The organism is Streptosporangium nanhuense (genome assembly GCF_059358815.1).
Map to the genome: position 1 here is coordinate 67,814 of NZ_JCADBG010000015.1, position 12,653 is coordinate 80,466.

At 71.8% G+C, this 12,653-nt stretch carries 12 protein-coding genes; 11 read left to right on the forward strand and 1 reads right to left on the reverse strand.

The window, feature by feature from the left end; genetic code table 11:
- The first annotated feature begins 131 nt into the window (after positions 1-131).
- From pafA to AC5L38_RS27000, 4 genes are all read left to right on the forward strand, one after another.
- Positions 132-1,490, forward strand: a complete 1,359-nt coding sequence (gene pafA, locus AC5L38_RS26985; RefSeq protein ID WP_030904553.1) for a Pup--protein ligase — start codon at positions 132-134, stop codon at positions 1,488-1,490.
- Between the two features lie 137 nt (positions 1,491-1,627).
- Positions 1,628-2,539 carry an FKBP-type peptidyl-prolyl cis-trans isomerase gene (locus AC5L38_RS26990; RefSeq protein ID WP_495245611.1) on the forward strand — a complete coding sequence of 304 codons (912 nt, stop codon included), beginning with the start codon at positions 1,628-1,630 and terminating at the stop codon, positions 2,537-2,539.
- Positions 2,540-2,868: 329 nt separating this feature from the next.
- Positions 2,869-3,510: a helix-turn-helix transcriptional regulator gene (locus AC5L38_RS26995; protein WP_495245612.1), complete on the forward strand. Its 642-nt coding sequence runs from the start codon at positions 2,869-2,871 to the stop codon at positions 3,508-3,510.
- Between the two features lie 32 nt (positions 3,511-3,542).
- Positions 3,543-4,019: a DUF3291 domain-containing protein gene (locus AC5L38_RS27000; RefSeq protein WP_495245772.1), complete on the forward strand. Its 477-nt coding sequence runs from the start codon at positions 3,543-3,545 to the stop codon at positions 4,017-4,019.
- Here AC5L38_RS27000 and AC5L38_RS27005 read toward each other — a convergent pair.
- Positions 3,965-5,128 carry a DUF3866 family protein gene (locus tag AC5L38_RS27005; RefSeq protein ID WP_495245613.1) on the reverse strand — a complete coding sequence of 388 codons (1,164 nt, stop codon included), beginning with the start codon at positions 5,126-5,128 and terminating at the stop codon, positions 3,965-3,967. The two genes, AC5L38_RS27000 and AC5L38_RS27005, sit on opposite strands and share 55 nt — an antisense overlap.
- A 39-nt stretch (positions 5,129-5,167) precedes the next feature.
- Here AC5L38_RS27005 and AC5L38_RS27010 point away from each other — a divergent pair, with 39 nt between their 5' ends.
- From AC5L38_RS27010 to AC5L38_RS27040, 7 genes are all read left to right on the forward strand, one after another.
- Positions 5,168-6,124, forward strand: coding sequence for a helix-turn-helix transcriptional regulator (locus AC5L38_RS27010; RefSeq protein WP_495245614.1), 957 nt, complete (start codon positions 5,168-5,170; stop codon positions 6,122-6,124).
- Positions 6,121-7,077 (forward strand): helix-turn-helix transcriptional regulator, encoded by a 957-nt coding sequence (locus AC5L38_RS27015; RefSeq protein WP_495245615.1) that lies wholly within the window; start codon positions 6,121-6,123, stop codon positions 7,075-7,077. The genes AC5L38_RS27010 and AC5L38_RS27015 overlap by 4 nt, the downstream gene beginning before the upstream one ends.
- Positions 7,078-7,102: 25 nt before the next feature.
- A complete protein-coding gene (locus AC5L38_RS27020) occupies positions 7,103-7,291 on the forward strand; it encodes a hypothetical protein (RefSeq protein WP_495245616.1) in 189 nt (62 codons plus the stop codon).
- Positions 7,292-7,356: 65 nt separating this feature from the next.
- Positions 7,357-7,692 (forward strand): Sec-independent protein translocase subunit TatA, encoded by a 336-nt coding sequence (gene tatA / locus AC5L38_RS27025; protein WP_495245617.1) that lies wholly within the window; start codon positions 7,357-7,359, stop codon positions 7,690-7,692.
- Positions 7,693-7,750: 58 nt separating this feature from the next.
- Positions 7,751-8,707, forward strand: coding sequence for a twin-arginine translocase subunit TatC (tatC, locus tag AC5L38_RS27030; RefSeq protein WP_495245618.1), 957 nt, complete (start codon positions 7,751-7,753; stop codon positions 8,705-8,707).
- Positions 8,708-8,724: 17 nt separating this feature from the next.
- Positions 8,725-9,600, forward strand: coding sequence for a diacylglycerol/lipid kinase family protein (locus AC5L38_RS27035; protein ID WP_495245619.1), 876 nt, complete (start codon positions 8,725-8,727; stop codon positions 9,598-9,600).
- A gap of 170 nt (positions 9,601-9,770) precedes the next feature.
- Positions 9,771-12,500: a DEAD/DEAH box helicase gene (locus AC5L38_RS27040; RefSeq protein ID WP_495245620.1), complete on the forward strand. Its 2,730-nt coding sequence runs from the start codon at positions 9,771-9,773 to the stop codon at positions 12,498-12,500.
- Positions 12,501-12,653 lie beyond the last annotated feature (153 nt).

The window sequence follows — 12,653 nt, forward strand, 5'->3', positions numbered from 1 at the left end:
GCGGCCGGCCGGGCGCGGGCCGGGCGCGGGCCGCGTCCGCGCTTAGCCGCTCACAGCCCGGGGCATAAGCCGTACGACCGAAAACCCCATGATCCCTCCCGCGAGAGGGGTTCGGCGAATAGTGTGAGGCAATGGATCGTCGCATCTTCGGGCTTGAGAACGAGTACGGCGTCACCTGCACGTTCAGGGGGCAGCGGCGGCTGTCACCCGACGAGGTAGCGCGTTATCTATTCCGCCGTGTCGTCTCCTGGGGCCGATCGAGCAACGTCTTCCTCCGCAACGGGGCGCGCCTGTATCTCGACGTGGGCAGCCATCCCGAGTACGCCACCCCCGAGTGTGACAACGTCGTGGAACTCGTCACCCACGACAAGGCGGGCGAGCGCATCCTGGAGGGCCTCCTGGTCGACGCCGAGAAGCGTCTTCGCGAGGAGGGCATCGCCGGGGACATCTACCTGTTCAAGAACAACACCGACTCCGCGGGCAACTCCTACGGCTGCCACGAGAACTACCTGGTCGGCCGGCACGGCGAGTTCGGCCGCCTGGCCGACGTGCTGATCCCGTTCCTGGTCACCCGGCAGATCATCTGCGGGGCGGGCAAGGTGCTGCAGACCCCGCGTGGAGCGGTCTACTGCGTCTCCCAGCGGGCCGAGCACATCTGGGAGGGCGTCTCCAGCGCCACCACCCGGTCGCGCCCGATCATCAACACCCGCGACGAGCCGCACGCCGACGCCGAGCGGTTCCGCCGCCTGCACGTCATCGTCGGCGACTCCAACATGAGCGAGACGACCATGCTGCTCAAGGTCGGCGCGACCGACCTGGTGCTCCGCATGATCGAGGCGGGCACCGTGATGCGTGACCTGTCCCTGGAGAACCCGATACGGGCCATCCGCGAGGTCTCCCATGACATGACCGGAAGGCGGCGGGTCCGGCTGGCCAACGGCCGTGAGGCGTCCTCGCTGGAGATCCAGGAGGAATACCTCTCCAAGGCCCGCGACTTCGTCGACCGCCGCGGCGGCGACGAGATCAGCCACCGCGTGCTGGAGCTGTGGGAGCGCACCCTCAACGCGGTCGAGACGGGCAATCTCGACAAGGTCGCCCGCGAGATCGACTGGGTGACGAAGTACCAGCTGATCGAGCGCTACCGCAAGAAGTACGACCTGCCGCTGTCGAGCCCCAGGGTCGCCCAGCTCGACCTCGCCTACCACGACGTGCACCGCCGCCGTGGCCTGTTCTACCTGCTGCAGAAGCGCGGCGCGGTGGAGCGGGTGGCCTCCGACCTGAAGATCTTCGAGGCCAAGTCGGTTCCGCCGCAGACCACCCGGGCCCGGTTGCGCGGTGAGTTCATCCGCAAGGCGCAGGAGAAGCGCCGCGACTTCACCGTCGACTGGGTGCACCTGAAGCTCAACGACCAGGCGCAGCGCACCGTGCTGTGCAAGGACCCCTTCCGCAGCGTCGACGAGAGAGTGGACAAGCTCATCGCCGGAATGTGACGGTCATGCTTCGGTAAGCCCGTCCCGGCCTTACTCCCTCCGTACGCCGGGACGGGTAGTGTGGCGCGAACCTGACGTCTGCTTGAGGGATACCTATGCGCCGCCGCAGCATGGCCGTACTGGCCGCAGTGCCTCTGATGTTCGTCGCAGCATGCGGCTCCGGCGGGGGCGTGGCCACCGGTGCCTCCAGCCCCGCCAGCAGCAGCGGGGTCACCGAGCTGCAGGTGACCGGGCAGGCCGGCGCCAAGCCGACCGTCGCCTTCCCGTCCAAGGTCGTCGAGACCTCCTCCTTCAAGGTGCTCACCCCCGGCACCACGGGCGAGGCGGCCAAGCTCGGCACCAGCGTGGTCGCCAACTTCACCGTCTTCACCTGGGACGGCAAGGAGAACAAGATCGCCGGCTCGACCTACGACGAGGGCGGGCCGCAGGTCATCTCGCTCAACGAGCAGGTCCCGGAGATCCTCCGCAAGGGCTTCGCCGAGACCAAGGGCGGGGGCAGGTTCATGTCGGTCGTCGCCAAGGACGCGCTGCCCGCCGAGCAGCAGGCGCAGGCCCCCGCCGGCCAGGCGCAGGTCTTCGTGGTCGACGTGGTGGGCGTCCCCCAGGAGAAGGCCGCCAAGGGCACCGCGGTCGACCCCGGTGTCGAGGGCGTCAAGGTGGAGAGCCCGGGCGGCGACGCCGCGCCGAAGCTCACCACCAAGACCAAGAAGAAGGCCCCGGAGAAGCTCGTCAAAGAGACCGTGATCAAGGGCACCGGCCCCGAGGTCAAGTCCGGCCAGTCGATCCTGGTGCAGTACGCCGGGAAGATCTGGGGATCGGACGTCGAGTTCGACAGCAGCTGGTCCCGCGGCGCCCAGCCGATCATGTTCCAGATCGGCACCGGCAAGGTCATCAAGGGCTGGGACCAGGGCCTGGTCGGCGTCCCGATCGGCAGCCGGGTGCTGCTGAGCATCCCGCCGGACCTCGGCTACGGCAAGGCGGGCTCCGGCGACAAGATCAAGGGCACCGACACCCTGGTGTTCCTGGTCGACGTGCTGGGCGCCTACTGAGCCGCTGATTCGATCTTCCGCCCCGGCGGGGCCCCATCGGGCCGCCACCGGGGCGACCCGTCCCGCTCCGGAGCCCGGCCGTGCACGCACGGCCGGGCTCCGTGCTTTCCCGGCTGGCCTCCCGGCCCGCGCACGGGGCAGGTGACCCGCCTGGCCCCGTGCGAGCGGGTACGGGCGAAGTGTGACCCCCGGACGCCGTGCGAGCGGGTGCGGGCGAGCGTGACCCCCGGACGCCGTGCGAGCGGATGCGGGCGAGCGTGACCCCCGGACGCCGTGCGAGCGGGTACGGGCGAGCGTGACCCCCGCGGGCCCGGCCTACAATCCGGGCTGTGAGCGGCGACGATCTCGACACGGTGGCGGTACTTCACGACCCGGTGCGCCGGGCCGTCTACGACTACGTGGCCTCCCGGGGCCAGGACGTGGGACGCAACGAGGCGGCCGAGGCGGTGGGGGTGCAGCGGACCCTGGCCGCCTTCCACCTCGACCGGCTCGTCGAGGCGGGCCTGCTCGAGTCGGGCTTCCGGCGGCTGACGGAGCGGACGGGGCCCGGCAGCGGCAGGCCGGCGAAGGTCTACCGCAGGGCCCCGGGGGAGTGGCAGGTCAGCGTGCCCGCCAGGGACTACCGCACCCTCGCCCTGGTGCTGGCCGAGGCGGTCGAGCTGCTCGGCGGGGACGAGCGGGCCGAGCAGGCCGCCCGGCGCGCGGGGGCCCGGTTCGCGCAGGAGGGCGAGGATCTCGCCGGGGTGCTGCGGCGGCGCGGGTACGAGCCGTACGAGGAGGACGGCCGGGTGCGGCTGCGCAACTGCCCGTTCCACGTGCCGGCCGAGGAGCACCCGCTGCTGGTCTGCTCGGTGAACCTGGAGCTGTGCCGCGGGATGCTCGACGCGCTCGGGCAGGACGCCTCGGCGGCCGGCCTGGACCCGCGCCCCGGGGAGTGCTGCGTCGCCTTTTCTAAAAACAATGACGATTGACATAGAAGGATCGCGGATGATCTGCTGTGTCCATGCATCTGGCCCAGCTGAACGTCGCCCACGCGCGCGCGTCCAAGGACTCCCCGGAACTGGCCTCCTTCGTGGCGGGCCTCGACTCGATGAACAGGCTGGCCGAGGCCGACCCCGGCTTCGTGTGGCGGCTCAAGGGAGGTGACGGCCCCGAGGACATGATCGAGCACGGGTACGGCGACCACCTGCTGATCACCTTCTCCGTGTGGAGGTCGCGCGAGGCGCTGTGGGACTACGTCTACCGCAGCGGCCACCTGGCGTTCCTGCAGCGGCGCAGGGAGTGGTTCCTGCGCGTCGCGGAGCCGTACCTGGTGATGTGGTGGATCCCCGAGGGGTACGAGCCGACGCTCGCCGAGGGGATGGAGCGCCTGGAGCGGCTGAGGGCCGAAGGCCCCACGCCGGAGGCCTTCACCTTCAGGGACTTCTACGAGAGCAGCGAGGCCGCGTGGCGCCCGGCGGCGGCGGAGGCCAGGAAGTAGGCCAGGTCCTCGTCCAGGCCCCGGCCCATCGTCGACAGCCGCACCGGAGAGTCCCGCAGCGCCTCGTGCAACCCGTCCACCGGCACCTCGACCAGCTCGTGCCGCGCGGCGAGCGGGCGCGACTGCTCGGCCACCCGCCTGCCGAAGTCGCCGGGCAGCACGGGCACGGCGACCTGGGCCGGGGCGAGCGCCACCCGGCCGTAGGCGGTCAGCGAGTGGTGCGACACCCCGATGTGGCGCTCGCGCAGATCGCCCTCGCTGACCCGCAGCGCCGCGACCGGGCGGCCCCCCAGGACGGCGGCGGCGTTGACCGCCTCGCCGGCCGAGACGCCGGAGAAGCCCCAGCGGGTGCCGCTGCCCAGGTTGCCCGGCCCCTGGGTGACGATCGCGACGTCGGCCTCCAGGACGTGCCTGGCCGCGAGCAGGCCGGTGTGCGGGGTCACCACCTCCACGTCGCCGCCGAAGGCCTGGCCCGCCGTGACGACCCCGCACAGCCAGCCGGTCTCCCGCAGCCGCGCGCACGACATGGAGAACCAGGCGGGCAGCGCGCCCCCGTCGAGCATCACGTAGGCGACCCTGACGGGCCTCCCGCGCTCCCGGCCGCCGGGTCCGCCCGTGGTCTGCCCGGGTTCGGAGGGGTTCGCGCCGTCAGGCTCGCCCGCGGATTTTCCGGGTCCGGGCGGGTTGGCGCCGTACAGGCCGCAGAGGATCGCGGGCAGGGCCGAGTGCAGGTCAGCGACGATCACCGGCATGCCGTCCACGGAGTCGGCGTCACGCAGGACCTCGTGGAAGGGCGAGTCCTGCTCGTCCGCGCCGAGGACGGTGGCCTGCAACGGGGTGTAGCGTGCCTTCACCAGGTGTCCGGGGCCTTGGGGATCTTGCGGTAAACGGTCGGGAACAGCCACCACCATGGCGTAGCCTCCCGTACCGAGACCCATCGCGAGCGCGGTCGTGTTGAGCAGCACCACGTCACCGGGCTCCGGACGTCCCACCAGGGCCGGGTAGGCGAGCGCGCGAGCCTCACCGTCCCCGGTGGTCACGTCGAGTTCCACCGCCCCCGGCCACTCGCGCCGGACCCGCACGACCTCGCCCCTGCGCCATCTGATCACGGGGGAAGGGTAGCGTCACTCGAACAGGGAGGAGGCCGGATGTCGCGCCGGAAGACCGAGCGGCTGCTCAATCTCGTGATCTGCCTGCTGGCCACGCGACGGCCGCTGAGCGCCGAGCACATCCGCCAGGCGGTGCCGGGCTACGACGCCGACAACGACGAGGCCTTCCAGCGGATGTTCGAGCGGGACAAGAACGAGCTGCGGGAGATCGGCATCCCGATCGAGGTCCACAAGGACCCGTGGGAGGAGGATCCGGGCTACCGGATCGTCCGCTCGGCGTACGAGCTGCCGGAGATCACCCTGGAGCCCGACGAGGCCGCCGTGGTGGGCCTGGCGGCCCAGGTGTGGCAGCGGGCCAGCCTCGCCGAGGCGGCCAGCGGTGCCCTGCTGAAGCTGCGCGCCGGGGGCGTGCAGACCGACGAGGCCCACGGGGTGCTCGGCGGGGCGCTGGAGCTGCGCGTCGACACCCAGGACCCCTCCTTCCCCGCGCTGTGGGAGGCCGTGCGCGACCGGCGCGCGGTCCGCTTCGCCTACCGGGCGGCGGCCAGCCAGAACGTGCTGACCCGCACGGTGGAGCCCTGGGGCGTCGTCAGCCGCCGGGGCCGCTGGTACATGGTCGGCCACGACCGCGACCGGGACGCGCCGAGGGTCTTCCGGCTCAGCCGGATCAGCGGCACGGTCACCACCGTCGGCCGCCCCGGCGCCGTGGTGGTGCCCGAGGGCGTCGACATCAAGTCCATGGTCGGCTTCAGCGACGCCGCCGTCCGCGAGCGCACCGCCCTCGTCCGGGTCAGGGAGGACACCTGCCAGGGGCTGCGCCAGGTGGCCAAGGCGGTGCGGCCCTCCGGCGACGGCTGGGACGAGCTGGACGTCGACTTCACCGACCCGGGCCGGCTGGCCGGGTGGATCGTGGGCTTCGCCGACGACGCCGAGGTGGTCGGCCCGCCGGACGCCCGCGACGCGGTCATCTGCCGCCTGAAGGGAGCACTCGCGTGAGCACGGCCGATCGCCTGCCCAGGCTGCTGGCACTGGTTCCCTACCTGATGTCGCACCCCGGCGCCCAGGTGCCCGAGGTCGCGAAGATCTTCGGGCTGAGCGAGAAGCAGCTCATCGACGACCTGCAGCTGGTGTGGATGTGCGGGCTGCCCGGCCACACCCCCGGCGACCTGATCGACGTGTCGTGGGACGGCGGGGAGATCGTCATCGACAACGCCGAGACCATCGCCCGCCCGCTGCGGCTGGGCGTCGACGAGGCCAGCGCCCTGCTGGTGGCGCTGCGCCTGCTCGCCGAGATGCCGGAGTTCGGGGAGCGCGACGCGCTGGCCCGGGTCATCGCCAAGTTCGAGCAGGCCTCCGGCGAGGGCGCGGCGGCGGTCAGCAGCCAGGTCGCGGTGGAGGTCGACGCCGCGCCCGACGCGCTGCCCGTCGTCAACGAGGCGCTGCGCAGCGGCAGGCGGCTGTCGCTGCGCTACTACGTGCCGGGCCGCGACGAGGTCACCCCGCGCGAGGTCGATCCGATGCGCCTGGTCGTCGTGGACGGCCGCCCCTACCTGTCGGGCTGGTGCTACCGGGCCGAGGCGGTCCGGCTGTTCCGGGTGGACCGGATGCTCTCCGTGGACGTGCTCGACGTGCTCGCCGACCCGCCGGAGGACGCCGTGGCCGACGAGGTGACGCCCGGGGTGTTCCGGCCCTCGCCGACCGACGAGCTGGTGGAGCTGGAGCTGACCGCCGCGGGCCGCTGGGTCGCCGAGTACTACCCGTGCGAGCGGGTCGAGGAGCTCGGCGAGGGCCGCCTGCGGGTGGCCCTGCGGGCCAGGGACCAGGGCTGGCTGGTACGCCTGGCGCTGCGCCTCGGCGACACCGGCAGGGTGATCTCCCCCGCCTCGCTGGACGAGAGCGTCCGGGCCGCGGCCACCGCCGCGCTGAATCGTTACGAGTCGATTTCCTGACGCGACGGAGCCGGAGCCTTCCGACATGAACTGGATCATCGCCGCGGTCTCGCTGGCCCTCGCCGGGCTGGCCGTCCTGGCCTTCCTGGCCCTTCGCGTGCTGCGCGCGGCCGCCGAGCTGAGCCGCGAGGTCGACCGCACGCAGGGCCGGTTGGAGCCCGTTCGTGTCCTGTTCGGCGAGCGTACGGCGGCTGTACGGGGTCCAAAGGGATGAGTCTGTCCCTCGGGGAGCGTACGATCGGGGCAGAGACTGCACGTCGCCCGGCGTAAGGATGTGTAATGCCCAACCTCGGACCCACTGAGCTGATCATCATCGGCCTGATCCTGGTGCTGCTCTTCGGTGCCAAGAAGCTGCCGGAAGCCGCCCGCGGGCTCGGCCGGTCGCTGCGCATCTTCAAGTCGGAGACCGCCAAGCTCCGCGACGAGGACGAGCCGCAGACCACGACCGCCACGGTCGTCCAGGCACAGCCCCAGCCCCCGGCCCCGGCCCCGCAGCCGATCCCGGCGGCGACCCCGGCCCCGGCCCCCGCGCCGAGCGCCGAGGAGGAGGCGCGCCGGCTCGAGGAGCAGGCCGCCCGGCTGCGTGCCCAGGCCGGAGCGCCCAAGTCGCAGTGATCGGCGGTAGCCTGAAGATCTACCCTGATCATCCGACTCGTCACCCCAGGATTCGCGAATGGCGCTGCTGAAGTGGCCTAAATCGGGCCGGAACGGGGCGGCACCCCCGCCCGCCGACGCGGGCGACAGCCGCATGCCGCTCATGGAGCACCTGCGCGAGCTGCGTAACCGGCTGGTCATCGCCCTGCTAGGTCTGGTCGCCGGCATCATCGTCGGTTTCATCTTCTTCGACCCGATCTGGTCTTTCGTGTCGGCCCCCTACTGCGGGCTTCCCCAGGCGCAGGAGTTGCGGCCGGGCCAGTGCACGATGCTGATCCTCGGCGTCTTCGACTCCTTCTTCGTGAACCTGAAGGTCGCGGCGATGTTCGGCCTCGTGGCCTCCTCGCCGATCTGGTTGTGGCAGATCTGGGGCTTCGTCACCCCGGGTCTGTACCGCAACGAGAAGCGCTACTCGATCCTGTTCATCATGCTGGCCGTCCCGCTGTTCCTCGCGGGCGCGGCGCTGGCCTACTTCGTGATGGACACGGGCCTGTCGATCCTGCTGGGCTTCGCCCCTCCGGGAACGCTCACCGGCATCACGATCGACGAGTACCTCGGCTACGCGCTGATCATGCTCATCGTGTTCGGCATCTCCTTCGAGCTGCCGCTGCTCATGGTGTTCCTGAACATCATCGGGGTGCTGCCGCACGCGCTGGTCGCCAAGCACCGACGCATGGTCATCTTCATCATGTTCGTCTTCGGCGCGGTCGCCACCCCCGGAGGCGACCCGTTCACGATGATCGCGCTCGCCCTGCCGATGGTGGTGCTGTTCGCCCTCGCCGAGGGGTTCATGTACCTCAGGGAGAGAAGGCAGTCCAAGAACGACGACTTCTCCCACCTGTCCGACGACGAGGCCTCCTCGCTCGACGACGACGCCTCGCCCCTGGGTGACGTGGTCCCCGTCGGTGACGTGGCTCCCGTCGGCGACCCGGCTCCTATCGATTCGAGAACGACCGACACCGATCCCAGCAAATAGGGGATAAGTTCCGGTCTGTGCCCGCAGAGATCGCAGTCCTCGTCAACCCCGCCGCCCGCGGCGGCCGTTCGCGGGGACTGCTCTCCCCGGTGCTCGACCGCCTGAGGCAGGGCGGGCGCGAGGTGTCGGTGATCCTCGGAGACTCCGCCTCCGACGCCCTGGAACGCGCCTGCACGGCCGTCGCCGAGGAGCCGGAGGCGCTGGTGGCCTTCGGCGGCGACGGCCTTGTCCACCTGGCCGTCCAGGCGGTCGCGGGCAGCGGCGTGCCGCTGGGCGTCATCCCGGTGGGCACCGGCAACGACATCGCCGCCGCGCTCGGCATTCCCCTGAAGGCGCCGCTGGCCGCCGCCGACACCGTCCTGCGCGGGCGGGTGCGCACGGTCGACGCCGCGAAGGTGGGCCGGGACGAGTGGTTCGCCGGGGTGCTGGCCTGCGGCTTCGACTCCCGGGTCAACGAGCGCGCCAACACGATGACCTGGCCGCCCGGCATGGCCAGATACCTGGTCGCCCTCGCCGAGGAGCTGCGCTCCTTCCGGCCCATCCCGTTCAGGATCGACCTGGACGGCGAGATCGTCGAGCGCGAGGCCATGCTGGTCGCGGTCGGCAACACCTCCTCCTACGGCGCCGGCATGCGCGTGTGCCCCGGCGCCGCCCCCGACGACGGCCTGCTGGACGTGACGATCCTCGGCGCCATCCCCAAGGGGGAGTTCCTGCGCACCTTCCCCCGCGTCTACCGGGGCTCCCACGGCGCCCACCCCGCCGTCACCATGCGCCGCGCCCGCCGGGTGACCCTGGAGGCGCCGGGAGTGATCGCCTACGCCGACGGCGAGCGGGTCGGTCCCACCCCGCTGACGTGCGAGATCGTTCCCGGCGCGCTGGAGGTCCTCGTCTAGGCCGGCCGTGTCCTCCGGTGGCTTCACGACGGCTTCACGAGGCCGTACGGCACCGGCTCACGACGCCGTACGGCACCGGCCGGAAGCCCGTCCCGGACGGCCCGCGCGGCCGGTGGCCGCCGGGAGAAAGGGGGGACGGACCGGAATCCCGATATCGGTAGGCTGGAGGCATGACGACCCCAGCGGAACGATACGCTGCCTTCCGTCAGAGCCAGGCCGAGAGCGGGCCGGCGCTGACCTCGTTCCGCGGTCTGTACGACTTCGAGCTGGACGACTTCCAGCTCGACGCCTGCCGGGCGCTGGAAGCGGGCGACGGGGTCCTCGTGGCGGCCCCCACCGGCTCGGGCAAGACCGTCGTGGGCGAGTTCGCGGTGCACGTGGCCCTGGAGGAGGGCCGCAAGTGCTTCTACACCACCCCGATCAAGGCGCTGTCCAACCAGAAGTACAACGACCTGGTCAAGCGGTACGGCACCGACAAGGTGGGCCTGCTCACCGGTGACAACAGCGTCAACGGGGAGGCCCCGATCGTCGTCATGACGACCGAGGTGCTGCGCAACATGCTCTACGCCGGGTCCTCCACCCTGGCGGGGCTCGGCTTCGTCGTCATGGACGAGGTCCACTACCTCGCCGACCGGTTCCGCGGCGCGGTCTGGGAAGAAGTGATCATCCACCTGCCCGAGTCGGTGCGCCTGGTCGCCCTGTCGGCCACGGTCAGCAACGCCGAGGAGTTCGGCGAGTGGATGGGCGAGGTCCGCGGCGACACCAGCGTCATCGTCGACGAGCACCGCCCGGTCCCGCTCTGGCAGCACATGCTCGTCGGCAGCCGCATCTACGACCTGTTCGTCACCGGCGACGACGACCGGCGCCCGCAGATCAACCCCAACCTCCTGCGCATCGCCAGGGACGAGGAGCGCCAGACGTACGGCAGGGGGCGCCGGGGCTACTCGCGGCCCCGCAGGAACGGCCCGCCGGACCGGGCCGCGGCCATCGAGCGCCTGGACGCCGACGCCCTGCTGCCCGCGATCACCTTCATCTTCTCCAGGGCCGGCTGCGACGCCGCCGTGATGCAGTGCCTGCACGACGGCATCCGGCTCACCACCGACACCGAGCGCCACGAGATCCGGCAGATCGTCGACGAGCGCACCGCGCACCTGCCCGACGAGGACCTGGGCGTGCTCGGCTACCTGGAGTGGCGCGACGCCCTGGAGCGCGGCCTGGCCGCCCACCACGCGGGCATGCTCCCGGCCTTCAAGGAGGTCGTCGAGGAGCTGTTCACCCGGGGCCTGGTCAAGGCCGTGTTCGCCACCGAGACCCTCGCGCTGGGCATCAACATGCCCGCCCGCTCCGTGGTGATCGAGAAGCTCGACAAGTGGAACGGCGAGACCCACGCCGACCTCACGCCCGGCGAGTACACCCAGCTCACCGGGCGGGCCGGGCGCCGCGGCATCGACGTGGAGGGCCACGCGGTCGTCCACTGGCAGCCGGGCACCGACCCGCTCCAGGTCGCCGGGCTGGCCAGCACCCGCACCTACCCGCTGCGCTCCAGCTTCCGCCCCTCGTACAACATGGCGGTCAACCTGGTGGGCCAGGTGGGCAGGGAGCGGGCCAGGACCCTCCTGGAGTCCTCGTTCGCGCAGTTCCAGGCCGACCGGGCCGTGGTGGGCATCGCCAAGCAGGTGCGCCGCGCCGAGGAGGCACTGGAGGGCTACCGCCAGGCGATGACCTGCCACCTGGGCGACTTCGAGGAGTACGCCGCGATGCGCAGGGCCCTGTCCGACCGGGAGGCCGAGCTGTCGCGCCAGCGCGGCGCGGCCCGCAGGACGCAGGCGCTGCGCTCGCTGGAGGCGCTCAAGCCCGGCGACATCATCCGGGTCCCCGGCGGGCGCCGCGCCGGTCTGGCCGTCGTCCTCGACCCGGGCCTCAACTCCCGGGGCGAGGGCCCCTCCCCGCTGGTGCTGACCATCGGCAAGCAGGTCAAGAAGCTGTCGCCGGCCGACTTCCCCGTCCCGGTGGAGCCGGTCGAGCACCTGCGCATCCCGAAGAACTTCAACGCCCGCTCGCCCAAGGAGCGGGCCAACCTGGTCTCCTCCGTACACGCCAAGATCGGCGACCGTGACTTCGGCAAGCCCATCAGGGCGCGCGACCACGCCGCGGAGGACGACGAGATCAACCGCCTGCGCCGGGAGATCCGCCAGCATCCCTGCCACGGGTGCGACGAGCGCGAGGACCACGCCCGCTGGGCCGAGCGCTACTACAAGCTGCTGCGCGAGACCGAGGGGCTGCGCCGCCGGGTCGAGGGCCGCTCCCACGTCATCGCCCGCACCTTCGACAAGGTCTGCGGGGTGCTCGACCAGCTCGGCTACCTCGACGGCGAGAGCGTCACCGCCGAGGGCCGCCGCCTGGCCCAGCTCTACACCGAGCTGGACCTGCTGACCGCCGAGTGCCTGCGCGGGGGGCTCTGGAACGACCTGGACCCGGCCGAGCTGGCCGCGTGCGTGTCGTCCCTGGTCTTCGAGTCGCGGCAGGCCGACGACGCCCGCCAGCCCAGGATCCCCGCGGGAGCGGCCCAGAAGACGCTGGCCGACATGGTCCGCCTCTGGGGTGAGCTGGAGGCGATCGAGGGCGACCACGGCCTGTCGTTCATCAGGGAGCCCGACTTCGGCTTCGCCTGGGCGGCCTTCCGCTGGGCCAAGGGCCACACCCTGGACGCCGTGCTCCGCGACGGCGCCGCGGGCGCGGAGCTGGCCGCCGGAGACTTCGTCCGCTGGACCAAGCAGCTGCTCGACCTCCTCGGCCAGATCTCCGACGCGGCCCCGGCGGGGAGCAAGGTCAAGCAGACCGCGGGCAAGGCGATGGACGCCCTGCGGCGCGGGGTGGTTGCCTACTCGTCCCTGACCTGAGACGTGCGGCCCGCTTCCTGCCGGGGAGTGGCCCGCTCGTCCCTGACCTGACACGCCCGGTCCGGGGCCCGGGCCGTTCCCGGTTCGGACAGTCTCCCGGGGCCCGAGCCGGGCCGCGGGGAGCGAGACCGGGCGGGCCCGCCCGGTCTCGCA